Annotated in this window: 11 protein-coding genes; 6 read left to right on the forward strand and 5 right to left on the reverse strand. The window is 58.7% G+C overall.

The window, feature by feature from the left end:
* Window positions 1–37: 37 nt before the first annotated feature.
* From AB1A64_RS11725 to AB1A64_RS11735, 3 genes are all read left to right on the forward strand, one after another.
* The gene (locus tag AB1A64_RS11725; protein ID WP_366551569.1) at window positions 38–1,315 is read left to right on the forward strand and encodes a DUF3422 domain-containing protein; all 1,278 of its coding nucleotides are present in this window, start codon (window positions 38–40) and stop codon (window positions 1,313–1,315) included.
* A 69-nt stretch (window positions 1,316–1,384) separates the two neighbouring features.
* Complete coding sequence (locus AB1A64_RS11730; protein WP_366551570.1) at window positions 1,385–2,527, forward strand: MFS transporter; 1,143 nt, start codon at window positions 1,385–1,387, stop codon at window positions 2,525–2,527.
* A gap of 58 nt (window positions 2,528–2,585) precedes the next feature.
* Window positions 2,586–3,749, forward strand: a complete 1,164-nt coding sequence (locus AB1A64_RS11735) for a M20 aminoacylase family protein (protein WP_366551571.1) — start codon at window positions 2,586–2,588, stop codon at window positions 3,747–3,749.
* Window positions 3,750–3,800: 51 nt separating this feature from the next.
* Here AB1A64_RS11735 and AB1A64_RS11740 read toward each other — a convergent pair whose 3' ends face one another.
* Both AB1A64_RS11740 and moaA read right to left on the reverse strand, forming a co-directional pair.
* A complete protein-coding gene (locus tag AB1A64_RS11740; RefSeq protein ID WP_366551631.1) occupies window positions 3,801–5,111 on the reverse strand; it encodes a 3-deoxy-D-manno-octulosonic acid transferase in 1,311 nt (436 codons plus the stop codon).
* A 13-nt stretch (window positions 5,112–5,124) separates the two neighbouring features.
* The gene (gene moaA, locus AB1A64_RS11745; protein ID WP_366551572.1) at window positions 5,125–6,132 is read right to left on the reverse strand and encodes a GTP 3',8-cyclase MoaA; all 1,008 of its coding nucleotides are present in this window, start codon (window positions 6,130–6,132) and stop codon (window positions 5,125–5,127) included.
* Between the two features lie 90 nt (window positions 6,133–6,222).
* Here moaA and AB1A64_RS11750 point away from each other — a divergent pair, with 90 nt between their 5' ends.
* Window positions 6,223–6,654, forward strand: coding sequence for a hypothetical protein (locus tag AB1A64_RS11750; protein WP_366551573.1), 432 nt, complete (start codon window positions 6,223–6,225; stop codon window positions 6,652–6,654).
* On the opposite strand, the gene AB1A64_RS11755 is transcribed toward AB1A64_RS11750, so the two are convergent.
* Genes AB1A64_RS11755 through glmU form a run of 3 tightly spaced genes read right to left on the reverse strand, consistent with a single transcriptional unit; the run spans window position 6,642 to window position 10,553 of the window.
* Complete coding sequence (locus AB1A64_RS11755; protein WP_366551574.1) at window positions 6,642–7,325, reverse strand: DNA alkylation repair protein; 684 nt, start codon at window positions 7,323–7,325, stop codon at window positions 6,642–6,644. The genes AB1A64_RS11750 and AB1A64_RS11755 overlap by 13 nt on opposite strands.
* A 51-nt stretch (window positions 7,326–7,376) precedes the next feature.
* Window positions 7,377–9,197, reverse strand: coding sequence for a glutamine--fructose-6-phosphate transaminase (isomerizing) (gene glmS, locus AB1A64_RS11760; protein ID WP_366551575.1), 1,821 nt, complete (start codon window positions 9,195–9,197; stop codon window positions 7,377–7,379).
* 3 nt (window positions 9,198–9,200) lie between these two features.
* Entirely contained in the window at window positions 9,201–10,553 is a 1,353-nt protein-coding gene (gene glmU, locus AB1A64_RS11765) for a bifunctional UDP-N-acetylglucosamine diphosphorylase/glucosamine-1-phosphate N-acetyltransferase GlmU (RefSeq protein ID WP_366551576.1), read from the reverse strand.
* 134 nt (window positions 10,554–10,687) lie between these two features.
* Here glmU and AB1A64_RS11770 point away from each other — a divergent pair, with 134 nt between their 5' ends.
* Together AB1A64_RS11770 and AB1A64_RS11775 are read left to right on the forward strand one after the other, a co-directional pair.
* Window positions 10,688–11,395 carry an HAD-IA family hydrolase gene (locus AB1A64_RS11770; protein ID WP_366551577.1) on the forward strand — a complete coding sequence of 236 codons (708 nt, stop codon included), beginning with the start codon at window positions 10,688–10,690 and terminating at the stop codon, window positions 11,393–11,395.
* A gap of 3 nt (window positions 11,396–11,398) precedes the next feature.
* Complete coding sequence (locus AB1A64_RS11775) at window positions 11,399–12,589, forward strand: aminotransferase class I/II-fold pyridoxal phosphate-dependent enzyme (protein WP_366551578.1); 1,191 nt, start codon at window positions 11,399–11,401, stop codon at window positions 12,587–12,589.
* The last annotated feature ends 161 nt before the right edge of the window (window positions 12,590–12,750 follow it).

The following is a 12,750-nucleotide window of genomic DNA, read 5'->3' on the forward strand; positions in this document are numbered from 1 at the left end:
GGTGGCTTATAGTGCCCTGGACAGAACGGAGCTCTGTATGACGCCCATTGATGATCACCCGCTGCGCTATGCGCTGGCCAATGAACTGCATGCACGACCGTTTCCGGTCGCGTCGATGCCATGCACAGTGGTGTTTCTGGCGATAAAGAAACCGGAAGCTGCCGTAGCCCGTGATCGTCGTGAGGATTTGGCCCACTTGATCAACCTTCTGGATCGACACGGTGCGCAGCACCCTCAGCCGGATGCCACGCACTACGCCGGTCAGATTGGTCGCCATTGGTTGAAGTGGGAGCAACACACCGAGTTCGTTACCTACACGGCGATCGCTCAGAATGTGAGCGATCGCGCGTTCAACCCGGCCGATTTCGAAGTTTTTCCTCCCGACTGGCTGATGGCTAGTCCTGGTCAAAGGGTTACGTCAGCAATGGTTCGCGTGGTTGAGCGCGAAAGTGATGAGGTGGTTAAATCCAAATTGCTTGATTGGTTCGAGCCTGAAAGCCTGGCCGTAGCTAGGGTATTGGACGATGCCGCTATTTGCGCCAGCGATTTTCGTATCGATCCAGCAGGTCATATGCGCTTTGCATTGTTTGTGGCCGAAGGCACTGGGCGGCGCCGGACAGGGCGAATTGTCCAGCGCCTTTGCGAGATAGAAACCTATAAGGCGATGTCCATGCTTGGATTTGCGCGCGTCAAGCAGTTGATGCCGCGTATTGGAGAACTGGACGGGCAACTAACCCGATTGATGGGACTGATGACCGACAACTCGGCCCAGCCTGACGAGCTTTTGCAGGAATTGTTGTCGACTTCGATTGAACTCGAAACTTTGTCGGCCCGGTGTTCTTTCCGGTTCGGAGCGACGGGCGCTTATGAAGCTATCGTCAACCAAAGGATCGAAGTGTTGCGGGAACAGCGTTTCGAAGGCGGTCAGAATTTTGCTGATTTCATGATGCGCCGCTATGACCCTGCGATCCGTACTGTGAAGTCTACAGAACGCCGCCTTCAGGCATTGTCCGACAGGGCCATCCGAGCAGGCGAACTTTTACGGACGCGGGTGGATGTGGAACGCAGTGCGCAAAATCAGGCGCTGCTGGAAAGCATGGACCGCCGGTCCGATCTGGCCTTGCGGTTGCAACACACGGTCGAGGGGCTGTCCGTTGTTGCTATCAGCTATTATGCGGTGTCACTGGTTAGTTACCTCCTGTACCCGTTGACGGCCTCTGGCATCAGCAAGGGCATGCTGACCGCCGCGGTGACGATCCCCGTGGTCGCATTGGTTTGGTTTGCAATCCGTCACGTCCGCAAACGTTTGGAATGATCCGCAATTGCCAAACCCCACTTAGTCTGTAGAACAGAAGGGTTCGACGCTTTTTGCGAAGGAAATCCGGTGATTGGTATTGTGACCGCGTGGCGGGCCGTTGCTGCCATGTTCATCCTGAACGGCGCGCTGTTTGGCATTTGGGCATCTCGCATTCCAGCCGTGCGGGACAGGCTGGATTTGACGCATGTGGCATTGGGCTATGGTCTGCTGTTCATGGCGGCGGGGGCTGTGTGTTCGTTTCCGGTGACAGGGCGGTTGAGTGATCGGTTCGGGGCCGTAGCCATCACGCGGGTTATTGCGATGCTGTACACGTTGTCTCTGATCCTGTTGGCCGTGGCCGATGGGTTCTGGGCGCTGGCGGGGTTCCTGTTCGTATTCGGTGCCTTTCACGGGTCGATGGATGTGGCCATGAACGCCTGGGCCGCCGAGGTCGAGCAAGCCTATGACAAGCCCGTCATGTCCTCGTTCCACGCGATGTGGAGTTTGGGCGCCGGGTTGGGCGCGCTCAGCGGATACGGGGCGGTGCAGCTGGGACTGACAGTGATGCAGCACTTTTTACTGGCTGGCGGAGTTGTCGTGGCGCTGGCGCTGGCGCTGTCCTGGGTTAAGTGGACGTCGCGCAGAGCTGTCTCACATGACGGCAGTGTCTTTGCCCTGCCGTCCGGCGCGTTGATCCTGGTTGGGTTCACTGCGCTGTGCGGCGCTTTGGGGGAAGGTGCCGTAGCGGATTGGAGTGCAATATACCTGCGTGACGTAACCGGTGCCGCCGAAAGCGTCGCTGCGTTGGGATATGCCGTGTTTTCGGTGACGATGGTGGCGTTTCGGCTGGCTGGCGGATTTGCAATCGCGCGGTTTGGTCCTGTCGCAACGGCCCGCTTCGGAGGTGTTTGTGCGGCATTGGGCGTGTTCGGTGTGGTCTCGGCATCAGAGGCGGGGTTGGCCTTGGCGGGCTTTGCCCTGATGGGAGTTGGCTATGCGGTGATCATGCCGTTGGCCTTCAGCCGTGCAGCCAATGATCCGCATGTACCGCCGGGACAAGCTATCGCCAGTGTCGCCACGCTGGGGTACGGAGGGTTGTTGATCGGCCCGCCGCTTATTGGGATTCTGGCCGAGATGCTTACATTACGACTGGCGTTCATGGTTTTATTGCCCTTGGCCGTCCTGATTGTCCTGCTGTCCGGCGCGCTGCGACCCGCCTCTTTGGACTGACTTGGGAATTCCGCGCCGGGATAAAGCCGGGGCAAATAGAAAAAGATGGGAGAAGACTATGCCGATCAAAAACCGTTTTGCCGAATTGCAGGGGGAGATCACTGAATGGCGGCGCGACATTCATGAAAACCCCGAGATTCTGTTTGATACGCACCGCACCAGTGCCCTGGTCGCCGAGAAGCTGAAGGAATTTGGTTGCGACGAGGTTGTCACCGGGATTGGCCGCACCGGGGTCGTTGGGGTGATCAAGGGCAAAGTCGACACGGGCGGCAAGGTGATCGGCCTTCGGGCTGACATGGACGCGCTGCCGATACATGAAGCAACGGGTCTGGAGTATGCCTCCAAGACCGATGGGGCTATGCATGCCTGTGGTCATGACGGGCATACGGCGATGTTGCTGGGCGCGGCGAAATACCTGTCGGAAACACGGAATTTCGACGGCACGGTCGTGGTGATCTTTCAACCCGCTGAAGAAGGCGGTGGAGGTGGCCGCGAGATGTGCGAGGACGGCATGATGGACCGCTGGGGTATCCAAGAGGTCTATGGCATGCACAACTGGCCCGGTCGTCCTGTCGGCAGTTTTGCCATTCGTCCCGGCGCGTTCTTTGCGGCCACGGACCAATTCGACATCACCTTTGAGGGCAAGGGCGGTCACGCGGCGAAACCACATGAGACGGTCGACACAACCGTTATGGCGGCACAGGCGGTGCTTGCGCTGCAGACGGTGGCATCGCGCAACGCTGATCCGGTGGATCAGGTCGTGGTTTCAGTAACGTCGTTTGAAACCTCGTCGACGGCCTTTAACGTCATCCCGCAGACGGTCCAGATCAAAGGCACCGTCCGCACGATGAGTGCGCAGATGCGGGAAATGGCAGAAAAGCGCATCAAAGAGATCTGCAACGGAATCGCGACGACGTTTGGTGGAACGGCTGATGTGACTTATTACCTGGGCTACCCGGTGATGGTGAACAGTGATGAGCAGACCGGCTTTGCAGCGGATGTCGCACGTTCGGTGGCGGGCAATTGCGATGAGGCACCGTTGATCATGGGCGGTGAGGATTTTGCCTTTATGCTCGAAGAACGACCGGGGGCATATATTCTGGTTGGCAATGGTGACACGGCGGCGGTGCATCACCCTGAGTACAACTTCAATGATGAGGCCATTCCAGCTGGGTGCAGCTGGTGGGCTGAAATTGTCGAGCAGCGGATGCCAGCGGCCTGATCTTGGCGTTGGGTGGCGAGGGGCCAGCCCCTCGCGCTCCCCGACGTATTTTTAGCCAGATGAAGATGGACCCGAACCAGATAAGTTGAGTTCGGTGCACAGTGTCTCGACAATTGCGTCCAGTGCTGATCGCTGGGTGTTCACGCAGGATTTTGCGGCAGCACGAGCTGTGTCCAATGCGGTTTGATCCAACAGCCAGATCGCCACAGCCTCGGCCAGTTCTGAGGCGGATTGAACCTCCAGTGCTCCGCCAGTTTCGACTAGTGGGGCAAAGGTTTCTGCAAAGTTGAAATAACCGGACCCTGTAATTACAGCCGCACCCGCCTGTGCCGGTTCGAACGGGTTGTGGCCGCCGATTTCCTTCAGTGATCCCCCGAGGAATACGACGGGGCTCAGCGCGTACCATGTCCCGGTTTCACCCAGCGTGTCGGCCATGTAGACCTGCGTTTTGTCGGTGATTGTATCGCCGTTCGAACGGATGGCCACGGTTTGCCCAGCTTGGGTTGCCAGACTGGCCACCTCGGCTCGGCGTTCAGGGTGGCGTGGGATCAGCAGCAGCAGCAGGTCAGGCCAGCGTTTGAGCAGCTCTGTGTGGGCGGCGAGAACAGTTTCCTCTTCACCGGCATGTGTCGAACTGGCGATCCAGACGGGGCGGGCGCCGGTCTGTGTGCGGATGTCGGACAACGTGGCCTGATCAATCGGCAAGGGGTCAGACATGGCCTTCAGGTTCGTGCCCGGCTGTACACGATCAGCAGGCGCACCCATATCGATCAGGTTTTGCGCGGTCTTGTCGTTCTGGGTCAGGAACAGGCGAAAGTGATCCAGAATGAAACGTGCAGTGCCCGGGCGTTTCTTCCAGCCTTCTACGGATTTGTCCGACAGGCGTGCGTTGAGCAGAACCAAGGGGATGCCACGGCTGGCGCCTTCGACAATCAGGCGGGGCCAGATTTCGCTTTCGACGAAAATACCGGCATTCGGGCGCCAGTGGTCCAGAAAGCGCCGCACGGGACCAGCCGTATCCAGCGGCGGGTACTGGTGCCGCGTTCGCGGTGGCATGCGTTTTTCGATCAACGCGGCCGAAGTGGGCGTACCAGAGGTGATCAGAAACTCGGCATCCGGCAGACGTTCACCCAACCTTTTGATCAGGCTGATAACCGAAAGGGTTTCACCAACGCTGGCGGCGTGGAACCAGATCAGTTGGCCGTCGGGGCGGGGCAGGCTGGCACGGCCTTGGCGTTCCTGCTGCCGGGTTACGGAAACATCCGCGGCTTGCAGCTTGTTCCGTACGGTGCGCCACACGAACGGCCCTGCAACAGAGGTCAGGCCGCAATATAGATGATACAGCAGCGTCGGTCGGCCCATCTTGTCCGGCACGTCAGCCGCCTGTGTGGCTCATGTGACGGCTCATCTTGCCGTCGACCGACTGGCGGGAATAGTCGAAATCATGCCCCTTAGGCTTGAGATTGATCGCCGCGCGGATCGCGTCTTCGAGAGGTTGCTCGGTATCGGGGTGATCACGCAGGGCACCCCGCAGGTCGGCCATATCCTCTTGACCCAGACACATATACAGCTCACCGGTGCAGGTCAGACGTACGCGGTTGCAGCTTTCGCAGAAATTATGCGACAGAGGGGTGATGAAGCCGATCTTTTGGCTGGTTTCCTCTAGGCGAACATAACGCGCTGGCCCGCCGCTGCGTTCTGCCAGATCGGTCACGGAATAATGGTTCTCATATTCCTTACGAACGTCCTTGAGCGACCAGTATTGATCCAGGCGATCCTCATTGCCGATATCGCCCATGGGCATGACCTCGATCCAGGTCAGGTCCATGTCGCGTTCCGCACACCATTTCGTGATCGTGGGCAATTCTACTTCGTTGAAGCCCTTCAGGGCCACCGCATTGATCTTGATCCGCAGCCCGGCCTTCTGCGCCGCGTCGATTCCGTTCAGCACTTGCTTCAGACGACCCCAGCGGGTGATCTCAGCGAATTTATCGTCGTCCAGTGTGTCCAGCGAGATGTTCACCCGACGCACACCTGCGGCGTACAGGTCATCGGCAAAGCGGTGCAGTTGTGAGCCATTGGTGGTCAGCGTCAGTTCTTTCAACGCGCCGCTGTCCAGATGCCGGGTCATGCTGTTGAAAAACGTCATGATATTTCGGCGTACAAGCGGCTCACCACCGGTAATGCGCAGCTTTTCAACCCCCAACTTCACGAAGGTCGAGCACATGCGGTCCAACTCTTCCAGCGTCAGCAGGTCTTTCTTTGGCAAAAACTTCATGTCCTCGGACATGCAGTAAACACAGCGGAAATCGCAGCGGTCTGTGACAGACACGCGGAGATAGGTGATCGCACGTGCGAATGGGTCGATAAGCGGAGCAGTCATGCGACATAGGTAAAGCCGCGACCAGCCTGCGACAAGGGCGAAGTTTCCTTTGCGCTGGTACAGATGAGCGCAGGGCGATAGGCTGACGGCATGAGATATATGCTATTCGCTTTGTGTATTCTGGTGGCCGGATGCGACACCGTACGGTCCACGACAGATCGGGTGTTTGGGGGCGAAAAGACGCCTTCTGAACCCGAAGACGTCGTGGTCGAAGAGGTTGTGACAGAGGAAGCAGTTGAACCAGAGTCTGTTGCGGCCACTTCTGTTGGCTGGGTGGGCGCAAAGACGACCATAGCCGGATTGGGCGATCCGACCACGCCGGGCCGTTGGCTGGAAACTCCGCTGGTCGACGTCGAATTCACCGGTCGCGTGGTCGTTCCCAGAACCGGATCGCAGGCTTATATCACTCTGGTTCCAGCGCCAGGACCCGAAAGCGGCGGCAGCCGGTTATCTCTGGATGCGATGCGGGCCTTGTTGTTGCCGTTCGACGAATTGGTTGAGCTTGAGGTCTATTCCAACTGATCTTTCAGGTATTTTCCGGCTTCGCGGCGTGCGAAAGGTTTCATTGCGTCCCCGTGTTCGGCCAAAAACGCAAGGACGCGGACAGGGTCGTGTTTGGACAGATCACGCAGCCACCAGGCAATGGCTTTCTGGATGAACCAGTTCCGGTCCGGCACATAGCTTGCTGCCCAGCCGAGGATACGCTCGCGCCGAGCCAGATCGTCGGGTTTGGGGTGGTTCTGCTTGGTCCAGGGCAGGGTGGCCACCAGCGCTGCGCGCCGCGTCCACATGTGATCTGAGACCGTCCAGATTTCCACTTGATCCAACCGGCTGGGATCGGCCGACAGGCGTTTTTGCATCGCCATGCAGGCGTGATCGGCCGCGGCCCAGGCGTCGAAATCGGCCAACCAGCTGTACAGTAAATCCCAGACTGCCTCATCAGGCCGGATCCGGGCCTGGGTCAGCAGTTTGGCTGCGGCCAGACGGCCCTCGTGTATATTGGTCTGCCACAAGGCATCCGCCAGTTCCACGCGCTCAGATACATCCAGGTCTTGACGCCAAGTTTTTGTCAGGTCGTTCAGAACGGGGTTCGCGACACCCAGATAGAGGCGGTCGACCTTGTGATAGGCTGCCATTTGGCTCGCGCGCTCGGGGTCAGCATAAGCCTTGATCTGGTCCAGATAGATATTCAATGTTTGCCGCCCTGTTGGTGAAACGGGCCGTGGGTGCGGCCCGATCTTGGCTTATTCGACGGTAACGGATTTCGCCAGATTGCGCGGCTGGTCCACGTCCGTACCTTTGGCGACAGCCGTATGATAGGCCAGCAGCTGCGCCGGAACCGAATACAGGATCGGGGCAAGGCTGGGATGGATATGGGGCATGCGAATAGTGCTCCACACCCCATCCTCGGCCTCGGCAACGCCGTCATCATCCGAGACCAGAATGACCTTGCCTTTGCGTGCCATGACCTCTTGCATGTTCGACACGGTCTTGTCGAACACCGTATCGCGCGGGGCCATGACCACCACCGGCATGTGCTTGTCGATCAGGGCGATGGGACCGTGTTTTAGCTCGCCAGATGCATAACCTTCAGCGTGTATATAGCTAATTTCCTTCAGTTTCAGCGCACCTTCCATTGCCAGTGGATACATCAGGCCGCGGCCCAGGAACAGCACATCGCGCGCCTCGGACAAGCGTTGGGCCGAGGCCTTGATGGACTGGTTCTGATCCAAAGCCGCGTTCAGTGCGGTCGGCAATCCACGCAGTGCAGCGGCATGATCAGCCAGTTCCTCATCGCTCAGAGTGCCCCGATCCGCAGCCGCCTTGAGCGCTAGCATCAGCAATACGCTTAGCTGACAAGTGAAAGCTTTGGTCGAGGCCACACCGATCTCAACACCGGCATGGATCGGCAGGGCAATGTCGCTTTCGCGCGCGATCGAGCTTTCGGGGACATTGATCACCGATACGATCTTATCGGCCTTACCCTCGCAATAGCGCAGCGCGGCCAGCGTATCGGCGGTTTCGCCCGACTGGCTGACAAACAAGGCCGCTGTGCGGTCGGGGATCGGAGGTTCGCGATACCGGAACTCGCTGGCGATATCGACCTCGACGGGCATTCTGGCCAATTGTTCGAACCAATATTTCGCCGTCAGACAGGCATAAAAGGCTGTTCCGCAGGCGACCATGGTCAGACGGTCCAGCTTGCTGAAATCCAGCTCACACGGCAGGGTAATCTCGTTGCCACCAGTGGGCAGGTAGGATTGGATTGCCTCAGCCACCACCACGGGTTGCTCGGCGATTTCCTTGGCCATGAAATGCTTGTGACCGGCCTTGTCGGCCCGTGTCTGATCCAGCTTGATTTGGCGGGTCTCGCGGTTGGCCAACTCACCGGCTTCGTTGCGGATTTCAAGCGAGGTGCGGGTTAGGACCGCCCGGTCGCCTTCCTCAAGATAGGTGATGCGATCCGTCAGCGGGGCCAGCGCAATGGCGTCCGAACCCACGTACATCTCGCCGTCCCCATGTCCAATGGCTAAAGGTGAGCCCTTACGCGCCGCAACGATCAGATCGTCCTGCCCGTCGAACAAAAAGGCCAACGCAAAGGCCCCTTTAAGCCGTTCGATGGTCTTGAACGCTGCATCAACGGGCGACAGTCCATTGTTCAGATAATGCTCGGCCATCAAGGCTACGGTTTCGGTATCGGTCTCTGTGACGAAATTGACGCCATGTTCGGCTAATTCAGCCCGCAATTCGCGGTAGTTTTCGACGATGCCGTTATGCACCACGGCCACAGGACCCGCCTTGTGCGGGTGCGCGTTGGTCACTGTGGGTGCGCCGTGCGTTGCCCAACGGGTATGCCCGATGCCCGATTTTCCGCGCAGAGGATTATGCACCAGCAAATCGCTGAGATTAACCAGCTTGCCCACAGCCCGACGCCGCCCCAGTTCGCCATCATTGACAGTGGCGATACCGGCGCTGTCATAGCCGCGATATTCCAGCCGTTTCAGCGCCTCAACCAAAATAGGGGCGGCTTCGTGTTGCCCCAGAACACCTACAATTCCACACATGGATCAGGCTCCTTTGTCGCGGCGAGCCTTCTTCGCCTTCAACACATCAAACAATTTACGTGCATAACCGGGTTTGTTGTCCTGCTTGGCGCGGGCCACGGCCAGCGCGTCGGGCTCGACGTCTCGCGTCACGACTGTGCCGGTCGCCGTCATTGCACCGTCTCCGACCTTCACCGGGGCCACCAACATGGTGTTTGAGCCGACAAAGACATTCTCACCAATTGTGGTGCGATGTTTCATCACGCCGTCATAATTGCAGGTGATCGTTCCCGCGCCGATATTCGAGGTCGCGCCGATCGAAGCGTCGCCGATATAGCTAAGGTGGTTCACCTTGGCCCCTTCCGCGATCTCAGCGTTCTTGATCTCGACAAAATTGCCGATGCGGGTGTTTTCTGCCAACTCGGCACCGGGGCGCAGGCGGGCATAAGGTCCAACTATGGCACCCCGGCTGACGTGGCAGCCTTCCAGATGTGAAAACGCCCGGATTGTAGTTCCACTTTCGACTGTGACGCCGGGGCCAAAAACCACGTTGGGCTCAATTACCGTGTCGCGCCCGATGATGGTGTCGGCGGCCAGATAAACGGTTTCGGGTGCCATCAGGGTGACACCAAGATCCAACAGCTCGGCACGGGCATTGGCCTGAAACACCGCATCTGCCGCAGCCAAATCGGTGCGCGAGTTCACACCCAATGTCTGAGCTTCGTCACAGGCGACTGCGGTGACTTTCAAACCGCGCGCGCGCGCTATTTCCACGACGTCGGTCAGATAGTATTCACCAGCCGCGTTGTCATTTCCTACCGCGTCGATCAGGGAAAACAATGTCTGCGCATCACAGGCCAAAAGGCCAGAGTTGCAGAATGTTATCGCGCGCTCTTCATCTGATGCGTCCTTGAATTCTACGATCCGCTCAAGGCTGTCGCCGCTTATTACCAGCCGACCATAACGCGCCGGTTCAGCAGCCTCAAACCCTAGAATGACCAGATCGTTTTCCGCCCGCGCCGCGATCATGCGTTTAAGCGTATCGGGCTGCAGAAACGGAGTGTCGCCATACAGAACTACGACGTCGCCGGTGAATCCGTCCAGCGCGTCGCGCGCTTGTGCGACGGCATGGGCGGTGCCCAACTGCTCTTCCTGTAGGGCGATCTGCGCCGCGTCATCCTCGGCTGTGGCGACCTTGGCCACGGCTTCCGCCCCGTGTCCGGTGACGATTACGGTCCGTTCGGGCGACAATACGCCTCCGGCGCGCATGGTGTGGACCAGCATCGGGACCTGCGCGATAGGATGCAGAACTTTGGGGATATCCGAATGCATCCTGGTGCCTTTTCCGGCGGCAAGGATGACAAGGGCAGTGCTCATGAAATCGATTTCTCTTTGTGTTTTGTTGCAGTCCGTTTTATCCGCTGAGGGCAAAGGCGCAAGCGGTTCGCGGATCAAACAAGATTGCCGTTTGCAATACGAGACGGCAATAAACCGCCGAGGCAGGAGACACAATGCGCACGGTAATCTTCGATCTGGACGGAACTTTGGCCGATACGTCGGGTGATCTGCTGGCAGCGGCCAACCATTGTTTTCGCCAGATGGGGCATGGGGATGTCCTGGTTCACGATGATGACGCAGCCGTTGCCTTGCGGGGTGGGCGGATGATGTTGACCCACGGGCTAAAGCGGGTCGGCGCTTATGATGAGGATACCGTCCACGCCTATTACCCGACGCTGCTGGAGGCCTATGCGCAAGCCATCGACACCCACACCCGGTTCTACCCCGGCGCGCTTGAAGCCGTCGAGATGTTGAGGACCCAAGGCTATGGCGTGGGTATCTGCACTAATAAGCCCGAGGCTCTGGCTGATCAGTTGCTGACCCAGATGGGCGTGCGGGACCAGTTTGCTTCTTTGGTGGGCGCAGATACGTTGCCCGTGCGCAAACCAGACCCCGAACCACTGCGCGAAGCCGCGCGCCGGGCCGGGGGGCATCCCGATTTGTGTGTGCTGATCGGCGATTCCGACACCGACCGAAATACGGCGCGGGCGGCGGGCGTACCCTCGGTGCTGGTGACGTTTGGCCCATCCGGGGAAGATATGGCCGCATTGGAGCCCGAAGCACTGCTACATCACTTTGATGATCTGCCTGAGCTGGTCACCGGGCTGATTGGTGCGGCGGCACAAATTCTTGACCCCAACCCTTTGCAGGATCAGAACTAGCCCATGACCGAGACATTCACTGGCAGCTTCACCCAGCAGGAACCTATTCCAGAAGAGGCGATTGACGCCGCCATGGCCGTTCTGCGCCACGGGCGTCTGCATCGCTATAACGTCGTGCCCGGAGAGTTGGGCGAAACCGCGCTGCTTGAGCAAGAGTTTGCGGCGCAAATGGGGGCGAAATACTGTCTGGCTGTGTCGTCTGGGGGGTATGCATTGGCTACCGCGTTGCGGGCCGTGGGGGTGCAGCCGGGTGACCCGGTTTTGACCAATGCTTTCACGCTGGCGCCTGTGCCGGGTTCAATTGCCTCGGTCGGGGCAAGGCCGGTTTTTGTGGGCGTGACTGAGAATCTGACGATTGATCTGGATGATCTTGAATCCAAGCTGGATCAGGCGCGGGTGCTGATGCTCAGCCACATGCGCGGGCATCTGTGCGACATGGATCGGCTGATGCAGATGTGTGATGCGGCGGGCGTTGCGGTGATCGAAGACTGCGCCCACACAATGGGTGCCGCTTGGCGCGGCCAATTGTCGGGGCGTCAGGGTGCGATTGGGTGTTACTCCTGCCAGACGTACAAACACGTCAATTCCGGTGAAGGCGGTCTGCTGATCACCGATGATGAGGTGCTTGCAGCAAAGGCCACGATGCTTTCAGGTTCCTACATGCTGTATGAACGCCACCTTGCCGCGCCGGGGCCCGAGGTGTTTGAAAAGATCAAATACACTACACCTAATGTGTCCGGCCGCATGGACAATTTGCGTGCTGCGATCCTGCGCCCGCAATTGCGTGATCTTGACCGGCAGGTGCGGCGCTGGAACGAACGCTATGACGAGATCGCGACCGGCCTGCGGGACACCCCTGGCCTGACTATCGTCGAGCGTCCCGAACAAGAGACCTATGTTGGTTCGTCGATCCAGTTCCTGCTGCTCGACTGGACGCCGGAGCGTATCGCTGAAGTCATCAGTCGTTGCGCCACACGGGGGGTCGAGATCAAGTGGTTCGGTGGGGCCGAGCCGACTGGCTTTACCTCGCGCTACGACAGTTGGCGCTATGCCGAAAGCACGCCGTTGCCCGCAAGTGACCGTATCCTTGCCGGGGTGATGGATATGCGCGTGCCGTTGACCTTTTCGCTGGACGACTGCCGTCTGATCGCGCGCATCATCCGGGCCGAAGTTGGGGCTGTGTTTCAATCGTGATCCAATTGAGTGCGCCTTTGGCGCACGCTTTATTCTTGAAAAATGCCATCCTGTTCGGGGTGGCATTTTCTTTGGTGCTAGCCTTCTCATTGACCCGTGGAGGATTCGCTGTTACCTAATTATTGAACAAGTGTTCATTAATTCGATGAGGAGGTCGCAAC

Source organism: Ruegeria sp. ANG10, from assembly GCF_040705255.1.
Classification (GTDB): domain Bacteria; phylum Pseudomonadota; class Alphaproteobacteria; order Rhodobacterales; family Rhodobacteraceae; genus Ruegeria.

Coding starts and splice junctions, on each gene's coding strand:
- AB1A64_RS11770 (WP_366551577.1), top strand. CDS start 10,688: ATGCGCACGGTAATCTTCGATCTGGACGGAACTTTGGCCGATACGTCG.
- AB1A64_RS11725 (WP_366551569.1), top strand. CDS start 38: ATGACGCCCATTGATGATCACCCGCTGCGCTATGCGCTGGCCAATGAA.
- glmU (WP_366551576.1), bottom strand. CDS start 10,553: ATGAGCACTGCCCTTGTCATCCTTGCCGCCGGAAAAGGCACCAGGATG.
- AB1A64_RS11740 (WP_366551631.1), bottom strand. CDS start 5,111: ATGGGCCGACCGACGCTGCTGTATCATCTATATTGCGGCCTGACCTCT.
- AB1A64_RS11775 (WP_366551578.1), top strand. CDS start 11,399: ATGACCGAGACATTCACTGGCAGCTTCACCCAGCAGGAACCTATTCCA.
- glmS (WP_366551575.1), bottom strand. CDS start 9,197: ATGTGTGGAATTGTAGGTGTTCTGGGGCAACACGAAGCCGCCCCTATT.
- AB1A64_RS11750 (WP_366551573.1), top strand. CDS start 6,223: ATGAGATATATGCTATTCGCTTTGTGTATTCTGGTGGCCGGATGCGAC.
- moaA (WP_366551572.1), bottom strand. CDS start 6,132: ATGACTGCTCCGCTTATCGACCCATTCGCACGTGCGATCACCTATCTC.
- AB1A64_RS11735 (WP_366551571.1), top strand. CDS start 2,586: ATGCCGATCAAAAACCGTTTTGCCGAATTGCAGGGGGAGATCACTGAA.